General features: G+C 40.9%; 34 protein-coding genes. 6 read left to right on the forward strand and 28 right to left on the reverse strand.

The window, feature by feature from the left end; translation table 11 throughout:
- Positions 1-34: 34 nt before the first annotated feature.
- From ACLCEG_RS04435 to ACLCEG_RS04570, 28 genes are all read right to left on the reverse strand, one after another.
- Positions 35-466, reverse strand: coding sequence for a hypothetical protein (locus tag ACLCEG_RS04435; protein ID WP_254954110.1), 432 nt, complete (start codon positions 464-466; stop codon positions 35-37).
- Positions 466-2727: a transglycosylase SLT domain-containing protein gene (locus ACLCEG_RS04440; RefSeq protein WP_254954111.1), complete on the reverse strand. Its 2262-nt coding sequence runs from the start codon at positions 2725-2727 to the stop codon at positions 466-468. Before ACLCEG_RS04440 ends, ACLCEG_RS04435 begins: the two co-directional genes overlap by 1 nt.
- On the reverse strand, positions 2727-3356 hold the full coding sequence (locus ACLCEG_RS04445) for a hypothetical protein (protein WP_254954112.1): 630 nt from the start codon (positions 3354-3356) through the stop codon (positions 2727-2729). Before ACLCEG_RS04445 ends, ACLCEG_RS04440 begins: the two co-directional genes overlap by 1 nt.
- Positions 3353-3823, reverse strand: coding sequence for a phage protein Gp13 family protein (locus ACLCEG_RS04450; protein WP_001254054.1), 471 nt, complete (start codon positions 3821-3823; stop codon positions 3353-3355). The genes ACLCEG_RS04445 and ACLCEG_RS04450 overlap by 4 nt, the downstream gene beginning before the upstream one ends.
- Positions 3820-5856: a hypothetical protein gene (locus ACLCEG_RS04455; RefSeq protein WP_410566192.1), complete on the reverse strand. Its 2037-nt coding sequence runs from the start codon at positions 5854-5856 to the stop codon at positions 3820-3822. Before ACLCEG_RS04455 ends, ACLCEG_RS04450 begins: the two co-directional genes overlap by 4 nt.
- On the reverse strand, positions 5857-6411 hold the full coding sequence (locus tag ACLCEG_RS04460) for a hypothetical protein (protein ID WP_252472850.1): 555 nt from the start codon (positions 6409-6411) through the stop codon (positions 5857-5859).
- Positions 6412-6425: 14 nt separating this feature from the next.
- Complete coding sequence (locus ACLCEG_RS04465; protein ID WP_254954127.1) at positions 6426-6791, reverse strand: Gp49 family protein; 366 nt, start codon at positions 6789-6791, stop codon at positions 6426-6428.
- A gap of 65 nt (positions 6792-6856) precedes the next feature.
- Positions 6857-7144 (reverse strand): hypothetical protein, encoded by a 288-nt coding sequence (locus ACLCEG_RS04470; RefSeq protein ID WP_410566196.1) that lies wholly within the window; start codon positions 7142-7144, stop codon positions 6857-6859.
- 11 nt (positions 7145-7155) lie between these two features.
- Positions 7156-7560 carry a Bbp16 family capsid cement protein gene (locus tag ACLCEG_RS04475; protein ID WP_001229564.1) on the reverse strand — a complete coding sequence of 135 codons (405 nt, stop codon included), beginning with the start codon at positions 7558-7560 and terminating at the stop codon, positions 7156-7158.
- Between the two features lie 13 nt (positions 7561-7573).
- Positions 7574-8596, reverse strand: coding sequence for a major capsid protein (locus ACLCEG_RS04480; protein ID WP_254954150.1), 1023 nt, complete (start codon positions 8594-8596; stop codon positions 7574-7576).
- 11 nt (positions 8597-8607) lie between these two features.
- The gene (locus ACLCEG_RS04485; protein ID WP_153518393.1) at positions 8608-9270 is read right to left on the reverse strand and encodes a hypothetical protein; all 663 of its coding nucleotides are present in this window, start codon (positions 9268-9270) and stop codon (positions 8608-8610) included.
- A complete protein-coding gene (locus ACLCEG_RS04490) occupies positions 9236-9568 on the reverse strand; it encodes a hypothetical protein (RefSeq protein ID WP_001281314.1) in 333 nt (110 codons plus the stop codon). Before ACLCEG_RS04490 ends, ACLCEG_RS04485 begins: the two co-directional genes overlap by 35 nt.
- Positions 9565-11256, reverse strand: a complete 1692-nt coding sequence (locus tag ACLCEG_RS04495) for a portal protein (RefSeq protein ID WP_000133665.1) — start codon at positions 11254-11256, stop codon at positions 9565-9567. The genes ACLCEG_RS04490 and ACLCEG_RS04495 overlap by 4 nt, the downstream gene beginning before the upstream one ends.
- Before the next feature lies 1 nt (position 11257).
- A complete protein-coding gene (locus ACLCEG_RS04500; RefSeq protein ID WP_000337838.1) occupies positions 11258-11512 on the reverse strand; it encodes a hypothetical protein in 255 nt (84 codons plus the stop codon).
- Between the two features lie 77 nt (positions 11513-11589).
- Positions 11590-13212, reverse strand: a complete 1623-nt coding sequence (locus ACLCEG_RS04505; protein WP_410566203.1) for a terminase — start codon at positions 13210-13212, stop codon at positions 11590-11592.
- Complete coding sequence (locus ACLCEG_RS04510) at positions 13196-13468, reverse strand: hypothetical protein (protein WP_410566206.1); 273 nt, start codon at positions 13466-13468, stop codon at positions 13196-13198. The genes ACLCEG_RS04505 and ACLCEG_RS04510 overlap by 17 nt, the downstream gene beginning before the upstream one ends.
- 77 nt (positions 13469-13545) lie before the next feature.
- The gene (locus ACLCEG_RS04515) at positions 13546-13989 is read right to left on the reverse strand and encodes a DUF3850 domain-containing protein (protein ID WP_410566208.1); all 444 of its coding nucleotides are present in this window, start codon (positions 13987-13989) and stop codon (positions 13546-13548) included.
- The gene (locus tag ACLCEG_RS04520; RefSeq protein ID WP_410566211.1) at positions 13982-14713 is read right to left on the reverse strand and encodes a terminase small subunit; all 732 of its coding nucleotides are present in this window, start codon (positions 14711-14713) and stop codon (positions 13982-13984) included. The genes ACLCEG_RS04515 and ACLCEG_RS04520 overlap by 8 nt, the downstream gene beginning before the upstream one ends.
- Positions 14713-14922 (reverse strand): hypothetical protein, encoded by a 210-nt coding sequence (locus tag ACLCEG_RS04525; RefSeq protein WP_083008904.1) that lies wholly within the window; start codon positions 14920-14922, stop codon positions 14713-14715. Before ACLCEG_RS04525 ends, ACLCEG_RS04520 begins: the two co-directional genes overlap by 1 nt.
- Positions 14923-14933: 11 nt before the next feature.
- Entirely contained in the window at positions 14934-15362 is a 429-nt protein-coding gene (locus ACLCEG_RS04530) for a hypothetical protein (RefSeq protein ID WP_188198463.1), read from the reverse strand.
- Complete coding sequence (locus ACLCEG_RS04535) at positions 15355-16140, reverse strand: ATP-binding protein (RefSeq protein WP_306715803.1); 786 nt, start codon at positions 16138-16140, stop codon at positions 15355-15357. Before ACLCEG_RS04535 ends, ACLCEG_RS04530 begins: the two co-directional genes overlap by 8 nt.
- The gene (locus tag ACLCEG_RS04540; protein ID WP_246892805.1) at positions 16137-17021 is read right to left on the reverse strand and encodes a DUF1376 domain-containing protein; all 885 of its coding nucleotides are present in this window, start codon (positions 17019-17021) and stop codon (positions 16137-16139) included. The genes ACLCEG_RS04535 and ACLCEG_RS04540 overlap by 4 nt, the downstream gene beginning before the upstream one ends.
- The gene (locus tag ACLCEG_RS04545; RefSeq protein ID WP_196256147.1) at positions 17018-17386 is read right to left on the reverse strand and encodes a hypothetical protein; all 369 of its coding nucleotides are present in this window, start codon (positions 17384-17386) and stop codon (positions 17018-17020) included. Before ACLCEG_RS04545 ends, ACLCEG_RS04540 begins: the two co-directional genes overlap by 4 nt.
- Positions 17383-18918 (reverse strand): DNA cytosine methyltransferase, encoded by a 1536-nt coding sequence (locus tag ACLCEG_RS04550; RefSeq protein WP_140983304.1) that lies wholly within the window; start codon positions 18916-18918, stop codon positions 17383-17385. The genes ACLCEG_RS04545 and ACLCEG_RS04550 overlap by 4 nt, the downstream gene beginning before the upstream one ends.
- Positions 18915-19751 carry a hypothetical protein gene (locus ACLCEG_RS04555; protein WP_239933593.1) on the reverse strand — a complete coding sequence of 279 codons (837 nt, stop codon included), beginning with the start codon at positions 19749-19751 and terminating at the stop codon, positions 18915-18917. Before ACLCEG_RS04555 ends, ACLCEG_RS04550 begins: the two co-directional genes overlap by 4 nt.
- The gene (locus ACLCEG_RS04560) at positions 19748-19969 is read right to left on the reverse strand and encodes a hypothetical protein (RefSeq protein WP_000183472.1); all 222 of its coding nucleotides are present in this window, start codon (positions 19967-19969) and stop codon (positions 19748-19750) included. Before ACLCEG_RS04560 ends, ACLCEG_RS04555 begins: the two co-directional genes overlap by 4 nt.
- Positions 19970-19987: 18 nt before the next feature.
- Positions 19988-20320: a hypothetical protein gene (locus ACLCEG_RS04565; protein WP_000548018.1), complete on the reverse strand. Its 333-nt coding sequence runs from the start codon at positions 20318-20320 to the stop codon at positions 19988-19990.
- A complete protein-coding gene (locus ACLCEG_RS04570) occupies positions 20272-20577 on the reverse strand; it encodes a YdaS family helix-turn-helix protein (protein WP_000228677.1) in 306 nt (101 codons plus the stop codon). Before ACLCEG_RS04570 ends, ACLCEG_RS04565 begins: the two co-directional genes overlap by 49 nt.
- A gap of 115 nt (positions 20578-20692) precedes the next feature.
- Between ACLCEG_RS04570 and ACLCEG_RS04575 the strand changes: the two genes are divergently transcribed.
- The 6 genes from ACLCEG_RS04575 to ACLCEG_RS04600 all read left to right on the forward strand — a co-directional run bounded on the left by ACLCEG_RS04575 (position 20693) and on the right by ACLCEG_RS04600 (position 25622).
- Positions 20693-21511: a helix-turn-helix transcriptional regulator gene (locus ACLCEG_RS04575; RefSeq protein WP_002028691.1), complete on the forward strand. Its 819-nt coding sequence runs from the start codon at positions 20693-20695 to the stop codon at positions 21509-21511.
- Between the two features lie 161 nt (positions 21512-21672).
- Positions 21673-22047, forward strand: a complete 375-nt coding sequence (locus ACLCEG_RS04580; protein WP_001142429.1) for a hypothetical protein — start codon at positions 21673-21675, stop codon at positions 22045-22047.
- 68 nt (positions 22048-22115) lie between these two features.
- Positions 22116-22994, forward strand: coding sequence for a DUF2303 family protein (locus ACLCEG_RS04585; RefSeq protein ID WP_410566220.1), 879 nt, complete (start codon positions 22116-22118; stop codon positions 22992-22994).
- Between the two features lie 114 nt (positions 22995-23108).
- Positions 23109-23696, forward strand: coding sequence for a hypothetical protein (locus ACLCEG_RS04590; RefSeq protein ID WP_246892799.1), 588 nt, complete (start codon positions 23109-23111; stop codon positions 23694-23696).
- Position 23697: 1 nt separating this feature from the next.
- A complete protein-coding gene (locus ACLCEG_RS04595; RefSeq protein WP_246892798.1) occupies positions 23698-24678 on the forward strand; it encodes a YqaJ viral recombinase family protein in 981 nt (326 codons plus the stop codon).
- Between the two features lie 11 nt (positions 24679-24689).
- Complete coding sequence (locus ACLCEG_RS04600; RefSeq protein WP_246892797.1) at positions 24690-25622, forward strand: transcriptional regulator; 933 nt, start codon at positions 24690-24692, stop codon at positions 25620-25622.
- Positions 25623-25629 lie beyond the last annotated feature (7 nt).

Here is a 25629-nt window from a genome sequence, read left to right on the forward strand (position 1 = left end):
TTGAAGGTAAAAATACCACTGTAACCGTTAGCGGTTATTGAATTAAATCTTTAACCTTCACAATACTATCTATATACAACACCCCACCAGAGCCGCACATGTAAGTCGAAAAAATTAGATCACTCTTATAATTAAGTAATTCCGTAATTCTTTTTCTATCTGAATTTTCAAATGTTTTTTCGGATTCCGCACTTATTAGAAGGTGGTCTTTAGTTCTATTCAAGAAAGCATTGTTTACGTTTACCTGAAAATAATCACCATAATCTTTATAATCTATAACTTTGCCTTTGAAAAATTTTACACCACAGTGGGGGTCGTTATTAGCTATATCTAAAGCAAGATCTTTGACACCATGAACACCTGTAACTTTTTTCCAATCAGGTGAATAAGATAACGAAAACCGTGGGGCTGCCGTTGCTGCGGCACAAAGCAAAACTCCACAGATTAAAGGTAATATCTTTCTCATTAAAAACCTCTTCTAGCCATTGAGTAGTAAGCATTAAGATATTCCGCCAAAGTTACTTTTGATAAATCGCGACCTTGCTTTTTAAATAAATCGTCAATTTTCTTTTGGGTATTAGGAGCTATATCGTCTTTACTTTTAACCGAGTATATTCTATTTAGATTGCTTTCAGAATCGCCAAATGAAACACCAAGGAAAGACCGCGAAGTCGTGATCTTTGTGTTTAATCCAATTGTTTTTAAAATAATTCGCCCATATTCATCCTTAGTTAGTTTACTTCCCTTGCGTGCTTCAGCTTCACGCAACGTTTGAGTAACATCTGCTTGTACCGCAGCATAATGGTCTATTTGCTTTTTATTAGTTTTATTAGTGATACCAAGCATTGGTAGATATGGATTTAAATAATCGGAAACCGTTTTAGGGCTGACCTCAACAAAATCGCCTTTTTTATCTCCTTTTGTTGGGTTGTTTACGTCGATATACATCTTAGTAACTGCACGATAATCCGTTGGCGATAATTTATCAGCATATTGATGTAATACTGATTGCGGTTTCCCTTTAAATAGCTCATCTTTATTCAACATGATCATGCTGTAAACAGTTGGATCAGTCTTAATATCCTTTTTAAATTTAGAATTGCTAACCGCTTCTAGACTCTTTATTTGGTTAGGTTCAAGGCTATTAATATCTGATGCAGGTATTTGTTCATATGCGAACTGTCCCGCGTTAATCCCTTTAAAATAGTGATCATAGATTTTGTTTTGGTTTTCTTCTTTAGCTTTATCTTGACCGTTATAGTATCGATCAGTAAGTATCAACGCCTTGCTTTTTACATCAACAGATGCATCGCTATTCCAAATTTCTTCTTGGGCTTGCGCACGTGTCTTTGCAGGCTTTTGTGCGTAACTTCCGAACTCCTGTGTCAACCATTTATCCATTCGTTCTAAGTACGCTTTACCCCTAGGTCCAATAGGTTGTCCTCCGGCTAATACTCGTCGAGCATCCCCATCCCCACCATGGTAGTAGGCAGCAATAACCATTGGGTCTTTAGTCTTATATTTTTTGCTAATATCTGAAATAAAGTCTAAAGCAGCATCTATCGTATCAGCGGGGTTGTTGATATCACGCTCACCATTCTTGCTGTATTGTTTCCAAGTATCTGGCATAAATTGCATTACAGATTTAGCACCCTTTTCAGAAACAGCACTATTATCAGATTTTTCACCTGCTAATCTTAGCCCCAAAATTAGGGGTGCTGCCCATTCCATACCTTTTTCTTTAGCAGCATGAACAGTGTATACGTCTAAGCGCTGATCATTATATTTAATACTTTTCATTTGCTGCGGTGTAAGGGACTTTAATTCTTTAGCAATTGCAGCTGAGGCTTGAGGTGGGGCATTTAATGCAGGGTTGCTGTTTTCTTGAGTACCAGTAGTTGCTTTGTTTACAAGAGCCTCAACTTGCTGATCTTCAAGTTTTTGATGAATGCGTTGATCTACCTTAAAGCTATCTGCTAATGAAATCTCGTCTTTATATTTATTTTTATAGGCAAGTGCTGCTTTTAAATCACCATTTTCGACAAAGGCGCTAATATTTGTGATGTGGGCCACTGAGACATTTTTAAGATAAATGTTTTCAGCTTCAGTCGCTGCCTTTCCTTCAAGATTCATTAATTTACCTAATGAAGCTTTAAGATTAGCACGGCTTTCATCAATCTTAGTGAAGTCACCAGGGTTCTCGTTTATTTCTCGAATAAAGCGATCTGCAGAAGATGAATAAACGCTTTGTTGATAAACGTCATTTTCACGTACAAAGTAATTTTGTAATGATCCTTTGAACTGAACTGCGTCACGTTCAGACATTTCTTTAAACAAGGCACGTTGACGGCTATTACCTAAAGTATTTGCAATTTGCCCAACACCATCTTGATATGCTTTTGTATAGTAGTCTACAAACCCACCACCATTGCCATCATCAAAACTTACAACATCTACCCCTTTTTTGTTGCCGTACCCATCGACATCATTGTTTTGCAAATGGAGTTTTAATTCAGCGAGTTTATTTTGGGCATCAATAACCCGTACGCGGTCTGCTTCATCTTGATATGCTTGGTACGCATTCAAACCTGAATTAAGTGCACCAACTAAGCTATCAGTTTTATTACCAACTAGGCTTGCCGCTTCGCCTGCTGACATGCCCCCATTAACTTGAACATTTGGAGCGCTGTTGTCCGAAACTTGCCGATTAAATTGTGGAATACGCATTAATTAACTCCGAACCAGTTCCAATTGTAGTTTTGCCATGATGCACCTTGCGAATTACTACCACCGATACCGTAAAGGCTTGAAGCAAAGTCAGAACCGCCACTAGATGCAGAACCGCTTTCAAGCCCTCCACCTAAACCGCCTTTACCCATACTTGAACCAAAAGCGGAAGCAGCTTCACCGCTAAGGTTTAGTATCGTGCTTAATACAGGTCTAATGGATTTTGCAGCAACACGATAATTTTCGGCTTGATTGCGGTAATTTGTAGCTTGAACCTTGTGCCCCCAAGACTGAAGTGCGGCATTGTATTTAATTGAATCAATATCGCCTTGAGCAAGCATCTCTGTTGAAGCAAGTAAATCAATGGCTGAACCTTGTGTTACATCAATACCGTTTTCAGCAAGGGCGTTAATTTGGCTTGATTTAAAGGCGGAAACGTTACGCTGATAATCAGTTACAGCATTGGTACCGTCTTCAATAGCTTGCCGAGCCTGATTATCTGAAAGGGTTGCATTGTAAAGGGCGAGCTTTTCTTGGTCCTTAAACGCCTGTTTTTGCGCCTTCATTTTTGCGTAACTGGAAAGCGCTTCTACACCTTTAACCGCTGCATATGCATATGGGTTTGTCATAACGCCCCCATCACAAACGGATGGAACATTTTATTGTTCGCGCCGTATGGTTCTGCTTTTTTTAAATCAAAGCCTAGTCTTTTTAAGAAACGTATAGCATTCTCGTTTTTTTCATACACATGATTTACAAGAACGGCATACTCCGACCGCATTTCCTTTAAAATACTTTGGCATTGTTTGTAAAATTCAAACGGATATTGTTTTATGAAATTTGTGCCAAGTAACCATGGGCAACCAACGTTGCCTATTAAACTTGACATTCCAACACCACAAATAAAAAGCAATTTACCGTTAACTACTACAGTCCAAGCATCGCTTGAATGCTTGATAGACATTTTGATCATCCAATGAAAATTGTCATTGAAGTACGCTTTCATTTCGTCTTTATCGGCATCACGCAGGTTTTCAACAAGAATACGAATATCGCGCTCAGTCGGCTTACGAATCTCAATATTATTTCGTCTCATGTCATTTCTACCTCAAGGGCCAATATCTTCATTGGTAAAGGTTTATCATGTTTTACAGTAATTTGAATGTCTCTTTCGTAAGTGCTGTCAACTGGTACTTCTACCAAACCCGAATACAATTTAAGGGGGCTACCATAGCGTTCATTGCTACGCGGTTTAAACTCATCAATTGGTGTGCGATCCTCAATATCCTGATTAGCACCGGCCAAAATGTTTTGAGACTCTCTTACTCTTAGGTGAACCTTATTCACGACTTTAGGTTTAACAGGGTCTTTTTGTTCTTGAAAAATTGGCAATGTTTGTAGTTCAGCCTCGTAATTCAGGCCAACCCAAATATTAGATAATTCACGTGGCAGTTTTATTGTGCCGTTTTCTACTTTTACATTGGGTTTGACACCCCCATCTGCAAATACAGATACTGTTTGACCTTCAAGCCAATCTAAGCCGGATAAAGTTGCTGTGGGGTCGCCCTTATACTGAATGCTACTGTCTAGGTAACATTTATCTTTCATATCTATCGGCTGCCTTGTAAGCATACGTTCAATGGTATAAAAACCGTCACGCTCAATAAACGCATATAAAACAGATTGATCATCTTCCGGTATTTCTGCAATAGACAAAAATTTACCGTTGGTGTGATGCTCTGCCCAAGCCCAAACCTGTTGCTTTGGCTCATATGTTAATGAAAGCAAAACACCATCGCCACGTACAAAATATATAATATTCAAAGGGTTACGCAATAATGCACAATCAATAATTTTTTGCCCATCAAAAAGTTGTGGGCACATTATTGATAAGTCGATTGTTTGATAAAAAGATGCGTTGTATCCGCTTGCCAATGATATTTCGTGTACGTGCCCTGTTTGATCAGAGGAAAAAATTGTTGCGCCATCAACTTCAACGGGTGTCACATCATTTGCACCTGTACTGTACTGCTTGTTCATATTCACACTAGCAGCTGTTACGGCTCCATCCGCTGACATTTTCCAAAGTGCCCCACTTGTCAAAATAAGTAAATCACTCATTGTAACTAGGTGTTTAACACCGTTACCGTCGCGGGCAGCAAACCGTATTTGAATTGAATCTGTATCTTGAGTAGGAATGTGGTACCCGAAATTGTCATCCGTTGCCGTACGCGACATGCGAATCCATTGGGGGGATTTATAACCACCGCCATATACTTTTCGCTGACCATGGTATGCAACTGCGGTCGGGTAAAATTCAAAAGGATTACGAATTAATGGCGGTGTGATTGAACCGTTTGTCTCAATATTATCGTCAGTAAAACTTGTTTCGGTTGTTTCACCTATGAAGCTTGCTAAACCAGATCGTAGTTTAAAAATGTTGTAGCGGTTAGCACCAGTTACCGCACCCCATGTAATCGTGTTGTAATTCCCTGCGAGTGTTAAGTCGTTTTGTACAACAACCTTTAAAGATGCAGCAGATTCATTTTGTTCATCTACTGCGGTGACTTGGTAAGAATAATAACGCTCAATGTATGAGTCGTGCATACTTCCACCGGGTTTATACTTATCTTCAATATGGGCAGTTGCGGCAACATTTTGTGGTGTGCCAACGCCATATCCCACTGTAACCAGTTCTGTTATCCATTCCGTTGCGCTTTTACGAATAATTTTTCTAGGTGGATAGTTAGGATGGGTTATTGTCACAACGTCCGCAGATTGAGCATAGCGGAGTTGCATTAAATGATCTTCGGCATACGGTACCGCAACTTCTAAAGGTTCATTGTTTTCATTCAGCAGCATACCGCCGTCAGCAAAGAAATTTATAGCGCCTGCACGAATAGCCAAAACAACGGCTTGCTCTTCACTAAAAACAAAACGGATTAAACGCATTTTGCCCATTGTTTTCGGGTAATGGTGTACGTAGCGGAAGCCTGCACGATAGACAACCCCGCCAAACAGTTCGACATAAAGGTTTTTGCATTTAGCTACACCAGTCTGATATTTCGCCTGATCAATGCGGCCAAACATATCCGGCGAAATTACGCCACCATTAAACGAATATTGCATTTATCGCGCCTCAAACATTGAGCCTGTATGCTCAGGCCGTGCTTCAATCCGATGTTGTTGCAGGTCAATGAAAATTGCTTTGTTCTTTTCAATTTCATAAAGCTGCATCATGGAGATTTGTTTTTGCTCATTCTGTGTCAAAGGGCCTGATATTCGTGCGGCCAACAAATAAGATAGAGCGGTCTTGAAAGAATCGGGCATTAATGCCAAATCTTTCACATCGTGAACATAGCGTAAGATTGGTGCGGTATCTTCTGTGAATAGAAGATTGCCTTCTACATAGAATCGACTGCCTGATTCAAGCTGAAATATACGGACCTTATCACTTGGCAAAACATACGCCGTGCCAAACTCATACCCTGCATCGACATTCAAGCGAACGCGCTTAACGGCAAACGTCCATTGATGTTCGTTGTCCAACAGCTCTCTACGGCAAATTGGGTAAAAGGTATTACACAATCTTGCATGCTTTGTCGGTTCGGTTAGTTCATTTACAACATAGCCCTGCGCGAGATGCGACAGGGCTAAATTGCAAAGATCAACAATTGATCTCATAGGCTTTACCCTGTTTAGAACTGTTTATCTAAATCAGCTTGATAAAGTTTTTCCTTCAACAAGTATCCTTCTAACTGCCAAATTTTTTCACGGGCGTTTTTATACGCTACTTCTTGGCCGACGAACGGATCAAAGTTTTCAGGGGCTACACATGCGCTTTCACCAGTAACGGTAAAGCCATTCTCTAAAACGATTGTGCAAAAGGTTAAACAACGCAATGCTTGGTAGGTCTTTTCATCCATAGCTTGTTTAGGATCAGCATTTGCTAGTGGTGAATGGTAGTAAACATTCTTGATTTTTGAATCAAGCTGATCAGGTGTTATGCGCGGGGCATTTAGTCCTTTTGCTTGAATCTGTTTTTCGATTTGTTCTTCAGACATTTTTATGAACCTTTAGCTACGTTTGCTTTGTGATAAAAGCCCGTACTAATACGGGCCCTTATTAATTACTCAGCTGTTAAAAGCTCAATAATTTGCGCTTTGGTTTCAGCCCCTGTTAACTGAATGCCTTTTTCAACAGCAGCTTGTGTGAGCGCGTCTTTATTCATTCGTGTATATGGGTTACTAGGGTCTGCATTTTGCTGTTCTGAAAATACATAATTTTCATTAACAGGTTTAAACCAAGTTTTTTTACCTGTAAGCAAATCGGAAGGCACAAAAAACTTAGTACCAACATCACGAATGCCGTGATAAAAACCCTTTTTAATCGCAACAACTTCAACTTGATTTGACATCTACCAACTCCTTAAACTGGAACAGTTGCGCCGCTTACAGCGTCGTAGTTTGTACGGATATCCGCTTCATTGCCCAACCAAGCCGAAATAGAACCAGTGGGCGCATTGGCGACTGCATAAGACAAACGGATAAAACGTTTTGTCGCACTGTTCACGTAAAAGAACGTACCTTTGTTCAGTTCAGCAGCTTTAAACGCTTTTGATGCGGCTGCCGCTGTAAAAGTTGTACCGTCCGCACTTTCTTCAAGTGTCACTGTAACGGTAGCATTTGCAGGTCCAACTACATGCCCTTGAAGGCAGATAGGTAAACCTGCTGTACCAACAGATTTATGCACTGTGTCCAAAGTGAAAGTACTAGCACCCGCCGCAATAGCTTGCTTATCGGAGAACTGTAGTAATTTATCAACTAATGCCATGGTTAAATTCTCCTTAAACTACACGGGCTTCAGTGTTAAGAATCACATCACAGATGCGAATCGGCTCACCATCCCATGCTTGAATTTTGCGGCTACCGTCTTTACGGAAGTCTTCAAGAGTCAAGCGCACATTTTTAAAGTGATTGACTTGGCCTTTAAGCGCTTGGTTAACAGTACGGTTCATGTAGATTGCTGTACGTGCTGAACCTGCAAGTGGTAAGAGAGAAAGTGCTTCGTCCAATAAATCAATAAGATTTGCACCAGTAGATGCGTCTTTTGAAAGTTCCGAAACATCAATGTTTGCGATGCGAACAACCGAGCGCCAGTCACGTACAGATAAGCCCACGTCCCATTGGAAGTATGTTCGCATTGCCTCGTAACGGCCGCCTTGCGCATCAAGTACCGTTTGTTGTCCTTTGTCTTGGATATCAAGACCCGCTTGCGTACCTTGCGGATAGAACAAGTGAGTTTTTTCACGCCCCCACTGCACAATGTAAATTGCCGTATTGTCAGTACCTGTACCGCCTGCATCCAGAATGTTTACAGCGTTTGCAGGTGCTACGCCTGTTTCAGGGTCAATAAGATGATTGTATCGCGTTGCTAAACCGTTAAAGGTAGATACATCGCCTGCCACATCACCGTAGATAATGTTTTCCATTACCTCTTGTGACATACCCTCTAAGAAGCCTGCATCTTCTTCAGAGCGCCATTGTTTTTTATTTTCGCCCTGAAGGTCGTACAAGGTTTTATCAACTTCTGAATATGAAGTTAACTGACCAGTACTATCAGAGACTTGAACACGTGATGTCTTTTCAGGTTGCACACCATAGTTCAATTTACGCCATGTACCTTTTGGTAAACCTGAGCGAACGCTAGTTTTATTGTGGGTACCGCTATTTGCTTCAAGCACTACAGCATCGTCAAGTAAGTCTTGACGCTTGTTGAGTACTTCGATAATCGCCCCAACTTTAGAGTTCGTACCAATGTTGTGGGCAACGTCGGCTAATGTTGGATTTGTTTGTACAATCGTAGGCATCTAAGTATTCCTTATGATTTGTCATACCATACGGCCGCTGGTGCCACGTTCGCTGTATTTGTGCCTTTTCCATGGGTCATGTTGTCACCTTCTAACAACTTGCCAACTTCTGTCATAAAGCCAATTACAGCGGGATGGTTACCGAGTCCGCTCTTAAAGAGAATCTTAGAGATTTCAGCGCCACGTGGTAAGCTGAATGCGCGTTGTGCTGTCAACAGGTTTTCCTTCAATTTTTCCCCGCCGTATTCAGGGTCTGCTTTAGCTGCATCAACCCAAGAAGCAATTACTTTTTGCTGTTCCTGTGCTTGTCGTTGTTGCATTTGCACCCCTAAATCGACAAGTTTTTGCACCGCTTCTTGCGGCATTTTGAACTGCTGCCCAAGTTCCTGAAGCGTTTTTGAATCTTCTGGATTCAGTGAATACCCTTCAGGCATAGTGAAATCTGTGTATTGAATCTGCTGTTCAGCAGGCGGTTCTTCACCACCTAATAAAACTTCGGGCTTTGTTTCAGTATTTTCTGTAGTGGTGCTTGTAGTAGGTGTGGTTTCAACCTGAGTTGTAGCAGGATTGCCCCCACCTGTTTCAGTAGCAGTTGTAGTTGCAGCAGGTGTATCCGTTGTATTAGCGGTAGTTGCTGCATCAGTTGCTGTCGTAGTTGTTGTCACTTCGCTCATGGTTCACCTTCTCTTTAAGTTTTGAAAATCGTTGTTTCTGCATGTCTAGCCATGCATCTGAATTGGCTTGTGTGATTTCACCAAGGATGTATAGGCCAAACTCTCGGCGACCTTCCATGAAAGCAAAATCACTGATTTGTGACCCACCGCCATAGGTGGGTTGAAATATGCTTGCCCGATCAATTAATCGCATTAGAAAACGTTTACCGTGTTCCGTTTCCAAGATTGAGCGCAGGTCATTTAGTTCCTGGTCACGTTCACTCTTATTTTCTTTAGCTTTGGTTTCTAAATCGCTCATGCGCCACCGCCTTGCAAGAACATGTCAGACAAAGTTTCTGCATCTGTATCGCTTACGGTCTTAACCGTATTGGCGTTAGTGTTTTGCGTTTGTGCTTGTTGGGCAGCAAGGGCTTGTTGCTGTGCAATTTGTTGTTGTGCTGCACGGTCACTACGGATTTGGTCAACGATACGTTGAGGACGGAAAATATCAGGCGATACGCCGTTAATCTCTGCGTATTCATCCATAAATTTATCTGTATCAACTTTATCAAGTACTTGCGGGTCGACTTGGGCTACTTGCCCAATCATGGCAAGGGCACGTTCAAGAATTGCCGAACCAGAAGATTTCTGTGCAAGTGCAAGTATGGATACGAAATTGATTTCGACATCGGCGTTTTGAATAGCTTCTGGTGCAATTTGGCGTAGGTATTCACTGTTTGCTAATACACGCTCAACGCAGATTTCAACGAGAGGACGCAATAATTCATCAATTTGACGTTCTACTACCGGACCAAGCATGAGCATCTTTTCAGATTTGCGTTCATATACTTCTGTAGCGGTCATTTTGCCTTTATCAAAAGCATCAAGCATCATGAACAAATCTGTATGAAATGCGCGTTTAACACGCTCTTGACATTGTGCAATCTGCGCCATAACACCGTTCAAATCGAATTGCACATTCAACATTGCTTGAACTTGTGCAACTTGGCTCGTTGGTGACGCTTGGTAAAATGCAATACCGTTTGGCAATGTCTCACGCTCATGACCTTTCAAGTAATCAGGTAAAAGCAAAGGCGGTCGAACTTGATAGTCCACACCTACTGCAATTTGTTGATGACCTTTCTGTAATGCACGTAAATCACCAATGCAATCGCTTGCAGGTCCTTCGCCGTACACATCACTACTTGAAACAGTCCAACGTCCGCAAATAACCTGAAAACTCATTAAGCCACTTTCGCGTAGCAATTTATTTGATGAACTTGGTTCATAGTAAATTGAAGCGAAAGGCATGTTTTTAGGTCCATACCCTTTTGCATCTACTCGTTCATAAATTGCATGGCAAACTTCAAACTCTTGTTCGTAGTTTTTATTTTCAAACGCGTTCTTAATAGCATCCGAAACGTTATCCAATCCAAAATATTTAACCATGTTGATAGAGGTTAATTTGAATTTGCGATAAACGCCGTTCGGTTTATTAAACTCGTCCGTTGTGATAGCAAACTCACCGAAAGTAAGCGGTATTAAATCCATGAGTTGAGCTTTTGAATTGCGGCCATGTTCAGGAGCTAGTGCCGCACCGATGCCGAAAGCGCCTTCTTGCATGTAAATATGATGCACAGTTCGATAAACATTGCTTTTTGAAAAAGCAACATAACAAGCATCCTCAACAGCTTTAAGCCATTGGCGAACTTCAATATCCTTTTGCAATGATTCATCTGCGGCTTGCAAGGTGAACCATTTACGACTTGGCGAACAAGTGCCCGATACCATACCCGCTGCAAGGGTTTTCAACGAGTCTTTACCAGTGTTATCAACAATTTTGGACCATGCAGATCGGTCATGCTTTTCTTGGTCTTTAATCGTTTTGATGGCAGCAGGCAAAACGTGTAATGCTAATTCGGCACAATAATCGTCCATATCATTTACACGTAATTGCCAAACAGCATCAAACCGTTTTTTCAGCGCTCTGATATCGTCTTCAGTCATCTTAACCGCCTAATAAAGTTTTCTTGCCTAAGCGCAAATCTTCGTCACTCACGCCTTGAGCATCGGTATAAAGCGTATTTGCAATACCACCAGACATGGAATTTTGTGCTTGCTGTACACGGTCAATGGTCGCGGATGAATCAGGAGATTTAGAATCTTGGCGCGTTGGTTGCTTTGGCGGTGCAATGACTTGCGCCTTTGGTGCATCCATCCCAAGAATATTGGTTACGCCGTCAAGAATATTTTTCACGCACATTGAAGGGCTCCGATTAGTTTTGCCTTTTTCGACATTATGCGATTGGCACATTGAAAAGGCCCTGTTTCCTGTTGACACTACGCGTATGGGTCGTAATCACGTCTAGCAGCTGATGCATTGATCGCCTGCATAATGTGGCGTTTAGGCGTATCAATTTGCGCATTGATAATTGCTGAACCGTAATCGGGACTGCGGCCAATACGCTTAATAATTTCCTCTCGAGATTCCACTTTGATTTTGGTTCCCTGCAATCCCCAACGTGGCGCCGTTAAATCTGCTAAAAGCTTTGGTTCAGGTGGCAATGCAACTGTGCTGCCGTATGCGGGGTCCAATGCTTCGCGGAACTGCCACCAGAGTTGAGAACGCAAGTTGTAAAAACTAAGTTGCCCTGAACGGTCGAAAGAAGTTGCAGCATTGCGTACGTCTACAGGTACAACGTGAATGCCTGATTGCTTTAAGAAATCGTACGTACTTGCGCCAACGCCGATGACATCGACATGGATAGGCGCATGGTCACGAACATGTGAAACAGCAAACGATGCGCTTGTCGGCCCGTCTGGTGAATCCTTGCCCTCAAGTACGTTTGGGTTGTCATACCAATGTGCATATCGCGCGAAGCCGATCGTCTTGTCACCCCCGCCACGTGCAACGTCTAATCCGTAAGAATCCATCTTGAAATCGCCACGATGCAAAATCCGCATGTCTTCAAGTGGTTTCCAACGTGCTTGAGCTGCTTCAACCCATTCTGTAGGGATAACTTGCCAAGGGTCATCTTCAATACCCGCACCGAAATCGCCGTATAACATTTGTGACCTCAAAGGTTCAGGCAATGCTTGCAAGGTACTCATGTAGCCTGTTTCCATGTAGTACTTGTTGTCAGTCACACGTGCAGGAATGAACGTGCGTGAAGTTGGTTTAATGATGTGTTCAGGGGTAAAGTCTTTCGGGTCAAAGTCATAAACAATTTGCTCATCGACAATGACAAAGGGCTTATTGCTTTCAACTTCTTGTTCTTTGCCGTTCACCATAGCGAACCAACGTAGTTCGCCGGGCTTCGCAGGGTTTGGATACCCTTTCTTAATCCAAGGTGCAAAGAAATCAATTACCCATCTGCCTTCTGCAGTAGTTGGAGGGTTAAAGGTCAAAAGGCATTTAGGTTTAATTGTCGGGTCACTGGTACGATTCCACCCCATAATGAAACGTGCTTGTGATTCACGGATTTCTGTAGCTTCATCAAGCGCCTTTAGATCATGTGCACGACCTTGCCAACGCTTCTCATCACCTACGTTATCCAAACCGCCAAACTCAATAAGGCGGCCTTTGCCCAAGTTCCAAGCAGATTTTTGCGAGTTGTATCCGTTCTTGTGGCCTAGAATCTCTTCACCACGTTGCACAATGCCGTCTGTCTGTGCTTTTTCACGACGTACAACCAAGCTACGTTTATGCGTGGTTATACATGAGCCAATGACTAAGTCTGTCTTGCCCCCGCCCGCTGCACCGCCGTAGCCGATAACGTCAGCATCCGATGTGTATGCAGCCATTTGCGGACCTTCAAGCGGGAACCACACAGGAGCATTTGCAAGTATTCTGCTAATAACTGCTCGTTCATCTTCATCAAGCGAATTAATGAATTGCTCAATTTCCGATTCGCTCATATCCGCAATTAATGCGAGTAGTTCGTCATCAGTGGTTTTGGTCATACATCCCCCAATCTTCAGCGCCGTACACAATGGTGTATCCCATTGCGCAAATGAACCAAACGTCTGAAAGGTCCTTATAGTGCTGATTGCCAAACAACTTAAAATAAAGACCAACGGCAAATATGAAAAACAGCCATGTGAAGTAAGAAAATGCGTTTTTCTTGCTAATACATTTCATCTTGAGCATTAGCAGGGTTAATAAGCCACAAACAACAACCATGAAAGCAAGAGAAAAAATTACGGCAGCAATAAGCATGATTCACCCCCAAATAATCCAACCGATGAATACGCCAATCAAAAGGATAATTAGTGTCATGAAAAATTGTTCTATATTCATTTCTCACCTGCCTTGCAACACGGGCACTCTTCAAGCTCTGGTGGAATAACCTGATCGTTAGAATCAAATTGCAATTGGCCTAATGCAGACCAATAAATCTTGCGTAGCTCAGGCGTGTCTTGCAGGTTGTGAAATGCAAGTTCAAATTGATATGTGCATGATGTGTTGTGGTTTGGGCCTTGAATCCCCAATATTACCCATCCTTCTTTCAGTCCATAGCCGCTCAATACGTATGAAACTGTTTTGTGAATTTCATTACCTGAATACAGAAGTGGCTTGCCTTGCTTAATTTGTTCACCTGAGTAAATCGTCTCAAGTAAAATCAAATCATCACCAACTTTGAAATCTCGATCATTGAAACGAATCTCAAATGTTTTACGGCCATCAGATACCGCTTGAAAAACTTCTGAATCGGTTTTTAAGGTATGAACTTTATGCATCGTCTTCCCCCTTATTTTTAGCCTTAGCCTTTTTCAACTTGGCAAGTAGGCTTAGCTGTGTGCTTGCTGCTTTTGGATCGGTTAGCGGGTTTTCTGGGTCGTTACCAAGTTCCACACGCTCTTTGAACATGCCAATGTGTTGGCCAGCTTTAATCAATGCCGCCACTTGGTCATTCATTTTGATTTCTATGCCGTGTTGAGATTCTTTAATGCCTGCATAAAGCAATTTGGCTTGGTCACTTACACGTGTCGTATCTGCGATATACGTATATCCAACGCCTTCCCCTTTACATTCAGGGCAATCAGGGTTAGGCGCTTTGGTCTTATCAAAGTCAAAACCGCCATCACAATCGGGTTTAGGCTTCTGATTTACTAACGCGTTATAGCAGGCATTGTGATATTCACCCTTAGTCCACTGGTAATAGTGATCAACTCCCCAACAGTAACGACAGTTCACACGCACGTATCGGATTAATTCGTTAGGGTCAGCCGTTGCCATTTCCCACAAGCGATTTAAAACCTTGTCTTGGGTGATCTTGTTACGTTCTGCAAGTTCGGCTTCACCTTTTGATATGTGTTCTTGAACTGAAGTTTTCTGAAGGAGTTGATACCCCATTTGTTCAGCAGTTTTTGCAGAATATCCCGCACGAATCGCTGCTTGTGTTGCATTACGATCAATTAGATATTCATCAACGAACCGTTGTTGTTTCCCACGTAGAGCCATCAAATCACCTCCTTGTAGCAAACCTTGGTGCAAATACGTCTACACATCTCATGAGAAATATCGTACTTGTTCGCTAACTGACGATAAGACAAGCCTTGTGTATGCAAGGTTCTAATATTTTTTACGTCTGATTCTGTTACCTTTGGCGTTGAATCGCGTTTGACTTTGTCTTTCACGATGAACTCAGGTAGAAACGCAAGTACTGGCATAAACATTTCTCCTAAACCCACATTCCCCAAATCAACATTCCCGCATCGCGTTGCTCTTGATTTGTTCGGCCTTGCCAACCTGTGATTCGGTTAAAATCATCTGAATTGACTTTAGTTTTAGTTGGTTTTACTTCGATAACGGCTAAACCCATGTGTTGGGCCATTTGAACAAGCAATTTACCTGTTGCATGGTTTTCACCTACACGCTTTGAAATCTGCTCATTTACAGCAAGGGATTTATTAGCGCCATTTCTAAAATTGGCTTTTTTATTTAACCAACCTGCTTCAATTACGACCTTTTTGATTAAGTCCTGTTCTGCTTTGAATAGCTCCACCACTTCTGCAAAGCTGAGATTTTTTAATTCAAATTGTGATTTCCCAAGTATTGCAACACCTGATTTATCCAAATCAGGGTCAATGCCGATAATGATCTTAGACATAATCACCACCTACACGAGCATCGGACCAATTGCACTCAACAGTACGTAAACCGTCATGCTGAAAGCGTGACCATAGACGGTCACCTAAATCAGTTTTGAGTTTGTTCATTGAAAAGTTTGAAATGAGCATCGTTGGTTTTTTACGGTCATAACGTGCTGTCAAAATCTTATGAATAATTTCAAGTCTGGTACCACGGTCATGTAAACCGTATTCATCCAAGATCAATAAGTCGTATGTAGTGAACTCATAGATTACAGATGCTTCTGATTGATCTTTTGTGTCCTTATCCCATGCATTCATGACACGCTGCGCAAGCTCTTCACTTGTGATGTATCGAACGTACAGGCCTTTTTTGAGAAGTGTTTTTGCGGTTGCACAACCTAGATGGGTTTTACCCGTACCAGTTGAACCAACCATAATGAAATTGGATTTACTTGTAGGTTTAGGATTTTTTTTGTCCTCAGCATAAGCTGCAAGTAATTCTTGTGCATATTCGATGCATTCAGTAAGCGTATTTGCTTGTGCATGAGTAAGTGTTTTGTAGTTATCAAATGCAGATTGAGCATGACGTTCAGGAAGCATTGCACCACCAAAGTGTTTGTCACGTACCATTTGATCAACACGTGCCTGTTCACCTTGCTTTGAGTCATGAACATGATTGATTGCACAGCTTGGGCAAATTTGATGCAGTCCCGCTTGTACTTTTTGCACCTGGTGTATTTCGCAAAATCCTTCAGCTAATTTGAAGCCGTTTAAAAGATTCACCATCGCATTCATATTAAATCCTCCGGTATGTGCACAGTTCCTGTGAACGGGCGATCATCTGATTTAGGCTCGTCTTTCCAAGCGTCATTGACGTTTCTTGAATCGTTAGCCGAATTTGTTTTTGCAGCGGGTTTTGCTTTAGCAAGCCGACTTGCTTTCAAAGCATCGTCTTTCACCCACTGGATGTATTTCGCGTAAATCTTGTTTTCAATGAGACGACCTGAACGTATTTCAGGTGCGTAATGCGGTAGGAAGGTAATCATGAAGGTGTCAAACTCTTCCTGAGTCGTTTTAGTTAGCCCTGCTCTTTGTCTCCATGAGTTAATTTCATGAAGTGAAGGCTTCCACAAACTCAGATCCTCATCGAGGGAATTCGGCGTTTCTGATTGTGTATGTATATATATAGATGAAGGTGACGATGAAGGGCATGTCTCAAGCATACCTTGAGCAATGCTTGCATCATGCTTATGCATAGCTTGTGCATATGCATTAGCATTGCTAGATTGATGCTCATTAGATGCATTAGTGTTGCTAGAATCCTGCTCTTTATTCCATCGTGCTTCGGCTGCTTTCTTTGCGCGCTCTGACTTTGAAGACTTATTGCTTTCAGCTTGAGACTTTAAATCGTCCAAATATTTTGAAGATAATTCACTGTCTTTTACTTCAAATAAATTTGAATTTATCAAGATAGTTTTTAAAGCCTTCGCTTTACTCAAATTTGAACGAATTACGCTTGCAATAACGTTGTTGTCATCTGGTATTGCACCGTTACGCCAATAATCCATCATGAGTAAAAATGACGCACCGATTTGCTCGGTGGTCATTCGAGTGGTCTTAGCAAGCATGTCGCCAATATAAATTGGCATCCAAATATCTACGTCTTGGTTGCTCATACCACCTCACTTGCTCGATACATAACTTGTCGGCCAGATATTTCACGTGAACCAAGCAAGCCTGCACCGATTACCCTACCTTCGCAGGTAGCGCACATAGGACGATTAGCGCTTGGTGTATCAAGTAAAATCCCTGTTCCTTTCCCTGTGCCACCGACACACATGGTCATGCCGCACCAACAATGCACGGCAAAATGTGATTTATTTCGGAAAGTAATAAGCGTTACGTGGCGAACTCGATGTGTGTATTCGCCACGACGTGCTTCAACAAAAGGAACTGATTGTTTAATTGCTTTGCAGTTTTCATTGCCAAAGCCTTTACGCTTCATGTAACGGCTTGGTTCAAGGGTGATCATCGCTGTCATGCTGCCCCCTGATATTTCTTTTCGTGTGAGAAATTAGCTCTTACAAGTGCTTCAGAAAGCTGAGGGCAAACAGAGTTACCGACCATGCGCGTTTGTTCTGTTTTAGTCAGTTTTACAGTGTTCCCGTGCTCATCAATTCCATAACTGAAAATGTAATCATCAGGAAAACCTTGAGCCTTGAATAACTCATGTGGTTGAAGCATACGAAAGCCAATATCAGCAATCTGATAAGTCTGACCTTCAACAGTAACTAGACCGAATCTATCTCTTGTTGGAATAGTGCGCAGCGGATTATCAATGCTGTTTCCATCACGTTCATTTCCATAGAAAGCAGTAAGGAATGCACGAACTTCAGCAAAGTGTGCACCGCTTGAAGTAATAGTGTGAATAGGTTCATCAACACGATGACCGATATTATTATTGCGTAGCTTGACCAGGTGACTAGCCACAATGCTGTGATGATCTTTCGATGTAATTGTGTGAATAGGCTTATCAGCATCACTACCAATTACACCAGTGTAATTTTTGGCTAAAAATGCAGAAACAAGTGCATGATGCCCGCCTTTCACACCGGCACAAATTGTTCTCAGTGGTTCATTAGCAGGCATACAACGTGGGCTTGATGCATTAGCGCATTCAGTCAAAACAGGCATTGCCAGTGCATAACCATTTTTACTGGTCATTGCCTGTAATGGTGATTCAATTGCTTGACCACGGAATGTATCCCCACCGTGGTTCGATTTCACAATAAATGGCTTAGGGTTATCGATAACATAACGCATAGTCCCCATTGCAATACGACGCAAAGTAGCTTCAGCAAGTGGCTTTTGTCTTGTAAAAATACTTGGACAAGGCAATGACCAATCAATACATTCTGCTGCGGTACGCCAAGGTTTTAATTTTCCAGTCAAAACAGCTTTAGATTCAGGGTCGCCATGCGTTTGTTTAGGCCAGACGATAGGCAAACCGTCACGACGAGCAATTAAAAAGAAACGCTTTCTTGTAGTTGGAGAGCCATAATCACATGCTTTAAGTTCACGCCATTCAACGTTATAACCTTGATAGCGCAAAGCCTTCACAAAACTACGGAATGTTTCGCCCTTATGTTTCGGACAAGGTTTGCCATCTTCACCAAGACGGCCCCAAGTTTTAAATTCTTCAACGTTTTCAAGCATAATTACGCGCGGACGCGTTAAATCTGCCCAACGCAAGGCAATCCAAGCAAGGCCACGAATTTTCTTTTCAACAGGCTTACCGCCTTTTGCTTTACTAAAGTGTTTACAATCAGGTGAAAGCCAAACTAAACCAACAGGCTGATTTTGAGTTGCTTCAATAGGGTCTACATCCCAAACAGATTCGCAATAATGCTTAGTATCTGGGTGGTTAGCACGGTGCATTGCTAAAGCTTTTGGGTCATGATTGATTGCAATATCAACAGCACGACCAAATGCGGCTTCAAGGCCAGTACTGGTACCTCCACCGCCCGCAAAGTTATCAATGATTAATTCATTTGGGAAAAGTGCTAGATTCATGACTGCACCTCGAATACTTTTCTAAGTGCTGCTACGACTTGCTTTATTTCTTCTTCAGTGCGCCACCAACCGAAAGGAATGTGTTGCCCTACATATTGAGATTCTCTATAGCAATCTTTTGCATTATCTAAGATGAATCCAATATCACTATGTTTAGGCTTAAACGGTGCAGGAACTTCAACACCGTTAATCAAAATGGTTTTAGGCTTGATGCGGAAAAAGACTTTTTGCACGCCTTCAGACATGCCAGTAAAGAAAACTTTAGTTGATAGATCGTCTTCAAGAGGATTGAAGGTATCCCAATTTTTTTCTTCCCAAGGTTCCACACTGATTTGAACTGTTTCACCTGCCAATGCAGCAGTTAAAGCAGCTTTACCGTCAACCAATCCTTCAAGGCCTTCAACTTTGATTGTGTTGTATTCAGTAGGTGCGCCAGATGGTTGAGCTTTAGGTAATAACGGTTTTTCCCACATTGCTTGTCGCATTTCATGACATTGCAATTCATCCCAACCATCTGAGCGATAGATATAAGACTTGTCATTTGAGTCTTTAAATATCTGATCACCACCTTCGGTTTCCCAATTCGCATCATTAACATCATTACGATGTAGAACAACAAGATCATTTAGCTGTGACAAAATTATGCTTGTGTGAATTTCTGGTTCATCTGCACTGGTGTAAATATTTCCATCTGAATGTGCATAAAGTGCAGTTACAAGAGGATGGAGATATGATTCTCGTCTAGTAGCTAATGAATATCCAAGTTGCAAAAAAAGATTGATAGCTTGGCTTTTATCATTACGCCCAAACAAAAATATTTTGTAGTTATTCATGACACCTCTCCCATTGCTTGATGAGCACGGTTGAGATGCATCAATACATCACACGAAGTAACGTGACAGTTTTTAGAAACATGATTTTCAATGTGACGGTCATCGCCCATATCTTCAATTTTTCGCTGTTCTACTGGTTGAACTAAACAGTGGTTACACTGCTCTCCTTTAAACTCAGGACATTTGTTTTTGCACTTATGTTCTGTTAAATTAGTCATGTGATTTAATCCCTATGGTTAATGAACGCGAAAAGCTCGACCCGCAACGTCGGGCTTTTTTAATGCGTGCAAAAAAGCTCTTAAATTTCTGAATACATTTCTGTATTCGCTTGATTTCGTTGTATTCCTTGTTTCAACAAGCTCTTCTGTTGATGATATTCCCAAGTCAACTTTGAGCTTTAAATCTATGGCCTCTCTCATCCACTTAGCGCGATCACTTCCATTTGAATTCGCTATGTCATCTATTAGTTGCTTTACTTCTACAGGTACGCGAGTACTCATATTTTCGAGCAACTTACCAACTAACAATTTGTTGCTATTGGGATCATTCGAAATTTCTTGGATGTGCATTTCTTTTCCTTTAACTCCTCATTTTGTTTACGAACATATTCATAATCAGCACTTGGACAGAGATCATCACAACGCACTGAACCTTTACTTTCACGGTCAATTGCAATTGCCAATGCCGCGCCACAAGAAGTCTTGCTGTAAATGATTTGGTTTAAATTTCCGAGCGTTGTTCCGCATTTCTCTGCAAATGCAATTCTTTCAGCCTTAGTAAGCGGTTTAAGAAATTGCTTTAGCTGAGTTTTGCCAACATCGACCATGGGTAACTCCACTAAAATATCATTTAGTAAATACTAATTATTTAGTGAATTTTCGTCAACACCTATTTAGTGTTTACGAATTTAGTTTTTACTAAAAACAATTTAGAATACGAGCATGAAAACTGAATACTTAAGACGCATTAACTTGCGCAAAGCGATAGACACGATACGGCTTAGAGATAAGTTGAAATCAGATGCAGCTTTTTGTGATCAATTTGGATTAACACCAAGTCATATTTCCCAGATGATTCGTGGGAAAGGTAGCTTTGGTGAAAAAGTTGCACGCGACTTAGAAAGCCAAATTGGTTTAGCAGAGTATTATCTTGATCAAAATCATAGTTTTCCGATGGATGATGATTTTCTTGAAAAAGTTTTTGGTAAAGAATATAAAGAAATAAAGTTAAACGAGACTTCTAATCAAAGTGATAGTAATAACTCTATAGAACTCATGATCTATGAAGATGGTGATCCGGTACCTGATGGATATACAGCTATTGATTACTATGATGATGTTTTTGTAAGTGCAGGAAATGGATATTTGAATTTAATGCAGCCAAGCGCTAAAAAATTCTTTGTTCCGACATATTTAATGCGTGAATGTAATGTTCAACCTTCAACAGCCAAAGTTGTTAAAGTCCGTGGGGATAGCATGTTTCCAGTGCTACAGGATGGACAACCTATTTCAGTTGATATGTCAGCAAAGAGAATTATTGACGGTGAAATTTACGCTTTCCAAGTTGGTGATGAAACAAAAATTAAGTATTTATCTGTATGGAATGATGAAGGAAAAGGTGGCTTTAAGGCTACATCTGCGAACCAGGATAAAAACCGATATCCAGATGAATATTACTCCCCTGCAAGAATTGCTTCTGAAGGGGTTGAGATAATTGGGCAGTATTGGATGAAGTTGGATACAAAAAAAATTAAAAGATAAAAGTAAATTTTAGAATTAATCCCGCATTTAGCGGGATTTTTTTTGTTTAGTAAATAATAAGAAAAACGTTTAGTAAAAATTTAGTATTTACTATTGACTTTGTATTTAGTAAATACTAAATTTATCTCACCAACTACTAAATGGAAAGTTAGGTGAATGTTATGCCAACTAAGAACACTTCATTCAGTCAAACCCTAGCAAACCTTCAACGTGGCGACACGATCGAAGAATTAGACGCACTTTTGACTGAAGCACTCCAAGCTTCAAACGACACAGGCAAAGTATCAAAAATTACTGTTACTTTGACTATTAAGCCTAATGGTCGTGGTACCTACAAAATTCAGGACGATATCAAGTCCACTCTTCCAAAATTCGACAAAGAACCAACTGTTCTATTTACGGATGGTGACCAACAACTCGTGCGTGAAGACCCACGCCAACAGAAATTGAATCTTGAGCACATTGACGCGGGCACACCTGCTGAGCTCAAGCAAATTCCTACTGAAAATAAACCAACAATTAAGTCTTTAAGTTAATTAATTAGCTTACTTAATAACTGTTTTTATTAAATTTTTTCTAAACAAGCCATTACAGGTAAAAATCAATGAGCGAACTTAACAATATTGCTGAAACCAATTACAAGCTTGGTCAAACAAGCCTGCAAAATGTCACTCAATCAACAGGTGTGTTGCCTTTTGTTGTAGTGCCACATGGTAGTGAAGTTCATGAATTTGAAGCATTACTACAACGCCCTCTTACTTTAACGCAAAGCGTTAATTTACATACAGCAAAGGACTTTATTGCGTATGTCTCTCGTTATGCAGATAAGAACTCTTTAGTGTTTGTTGATGTATTGAAAGGCAAATTTAAAGCTGTGCTCGATTATCACGAAGTCGAGAAAGAAACTAATATGGGTTCAGTACTTGCGCCACGACATGGCAAACATGCACCACATTTTATTGCTGAAAAAACGCCTGAATTTCAAAAAGTTGAAGGCAACTCGGGCCGTAAGTTCTCACAAACTGAATTTGCTTTGTTTTTAGAAGATGTAATGCCTTACATCAATCAACCAGACGCAGCAGTTTTGTATGAAATCGTACAAACATTAAATGCAAAAACGAATGTTGATTTTAAATCAGGCATCCGTACCGATAACGGCCAAGTTCAATTGACCTACAACGAAACAATTGAAGCGCGTGCCGGTACTGCGGGCAATCTCACTATTCCTGAACAAATCGTTTTCGGTATTCAAGTACATCGTGGCGGCAATCACTATGCCCTGCCTGCGCGTTTCCGCTATCGCATTAAAGATGGTGTGATTACTTTCTGGTACGACTTAGACCAACTTGAAAAAGCTATCGAAAAATCAATGGAAGACACCGTTGAATACATCCGTGACGGTAAAACCATTACTAAAGATGGTAAGGAAATTGAATTTTCAGGCCTGCCTGAATATGTGCAGATTCTGGAAGGTTCAGTTTAATTTTTTCTAACTTTTAGACATAAGAAAGCCCCGAAATTTTGGCGAAGGACGGGGCGATCTAAACAAGCATTACTTCTTCACTGTTATTCAACAGCTAAAGATAACGGGGTCATTATGGAACAGAACATTATGGTTAGTCAAATCTCAAATAATCATCGTAATCTGATTAAAGGATTAATACGAAAACAAAAAGTAAAGCGTATTAAAAATGCTTTGCGAAATAAACGTAATCAATTATTTGCGGCAATTAAAGACGCATATAAAAACAGCCCTGCTTTAGGTTTTGGAACTTGTTTTATTGGCGGGATTGTTGTTTTGGTGGTGACGATGAGTTTTGCCCTAGCGTCTGCACACATGGCTTATAAGAATTTAGGCCCACAACAAATAAGTATTTTCTCCCCTATTTATTCAGTCGATGACTTGGATTTAGGACCTTACAACGACTGCCACGTTGATTGTCATGCATCAATTCTTACCAGTGATATGCGCTTTCGCATTGAAGTTGGTTTTGACTTCTCAGGATATGACAACAGCAATGGTTTTAACCGTGCTACAGGCATTCAAATTGAACGTTTAGAACCAATCAATGTTGTTGATGAAGATGGTGTTGTAAATGCCTATATCGACCGCTTTGAGCTTGTAAAGATCAATGAAGCACTTGAAGAATCAATTGAAACTAAATTAGCGAAGTTGGGTGGCTAACATGAATACACATGTAGATCGTGAAACATTCCTAGCAAACCGTAAAAAAGGTATTGGCGGTTCAGATGTAGCAGCCATTCTAGGTTTTAGTCCTTATAAATCACCTTATCAATTATGGCTAGATAAAACAGGCCGAAGTGAAAAGTCAGAACAAAATGAGTCTGCCCACTTTGGTAATTTACTTGAAGATGTAGTTGCTAAAGAGTTTTCACGCCGATCAGGTATGAAAGTTCAGCGCGTAAAACAGCAGTTATTTTTGGAAGATCACCCTTGGGCGCTTGGAAATATTGACCGTGCCGTGATCAATCCTGAAATTTCAGGAAACGTACGCTTTAAAGATGGTGCTTTGACGACTGATCAATTACTTGAGTGTAAAACAGCAAGTGAATACATGAGCAAGTTATTCGGGGAACAAGACACCGACCAGATACCAGACTATTACCTAACTCAATGTCTTTGGTACCTGATGATTACAGGCTGTCATGTTATTCATTTAGCTGTGTTAATTGGCGGCAATAAATTCCGTATGTACCGCATCGAACGTGATGAAGATTTAATTAAATCAATTTTCAACCAAGTAAAAGCATTCTGGTTTAACCATGTGCTTGCAGATGTGCCGCCTGACCCGACTTGCTTTGATGATGTTCTACATCGTTGGTCTAAACACGTGGTGGGTAAACAGGTTGAAGCAACACGCGATCATTTAAAACTAGCTGACGAACTAATCAAAGTTCAACAAGCCAAAAAAGTTGCAGAAACGCGTGAAGAAGCTATCAAGCTAGAAATTGCTACTTCTATGCAAGATGCAGAAATGATGATTAGCCAAGGCAAAGCAATCTGCACTTACAAAGAACAATCTTCAACACGCATTGATACGAAGCTGTTGAAGAAAGAACAACCCGAATTATTCGAGAAATACAGCAATAGCAGTAGTACGCGCGTATTTCGTATTTCAAACAAATTTAAAGAATCTCTAATTTAAGGAAACTTATCATGAATGCATTAGTTCAAAACACTGGCTTTTTAACTCCAACAACATTAGCTGAAGCAATGCAGGTTGCGGATTTATTGGCAAACTCTGAAATTGTTCCAAAGGACTATCAGAAAAAACCAGGCAACATTTTAGTCGCAATGCAGTGGGGTGCTGAAATTGGCTTGCAACCACTTCAAGCAATGCAAAACATCGCGGTAATTAATGGCCGCCCTTCTCTTTGGGGTGATGCTGTACTTGCTCTTGTTCGTAGCTCAGGTTTGCTTGAACAGTTTGAAGAAACTCAAACAGAAGATATGGCGACTTGTACCGTTAAACGTAAAGGCCAAAAAGCTGTAACTAAAACTTTCACTAAAGAAGATGCTAAACGCGCAGGTTTATTAAGCAAGCAAGGTCCTTGGACACAATATCCAAAACGCATGATGCAAATGCGTGCACGTGGATGGGCATTGCGTGATGAGTTCACAGATATTCTAAAAGGCTTTGGCGTAGCTGAGGAAGAGCGTGACAAAGAAATTGATGTAACACCTGAGCCATCGAAGCTTCCAAAACATCAAGGTACTGCGGGTTTAAAAGCTCAGTTAGCCGAACGTGAAGAACAGCAAGATAAAGTAGTTGAATTAAAAGTCTCTTTTGATGTTGAAAAATGCATCGAAGATATTGGCAAGGTTGAAAACCTAGCTGATTTAAAATCACTTGGCTCAACCATTCCTTCTAATCTTGGTGAACCGGCACAGACAGATATTAAAAACGCTTACGCAAATCAGAAATTCTATCTTCAGCTTTTAGATGATTTGGAAGTTGCAAACTCAATTGAAGCAATTAATTCAATTATGGAAAAGCAATTTGAGCCAAACTCATCATTCTTAACTGATGCACAGATTGATTCTGTCAGTGCATTGTTTGAAAGAAAAACGGCTGAATTAACAGCATAACTCACTA

Source organism: Acinetobacter sp. H1(2024), assembly GCF_046557555.1.
In the GTDB taxonomy this organism is placed as follows: domain Bacteria; phylum Pseudomonadota; class Gammaproteobacteria; order Pseudomonadales; family Moraxellaceae; genus Acinetobacter; species Acinetobacter seifertii.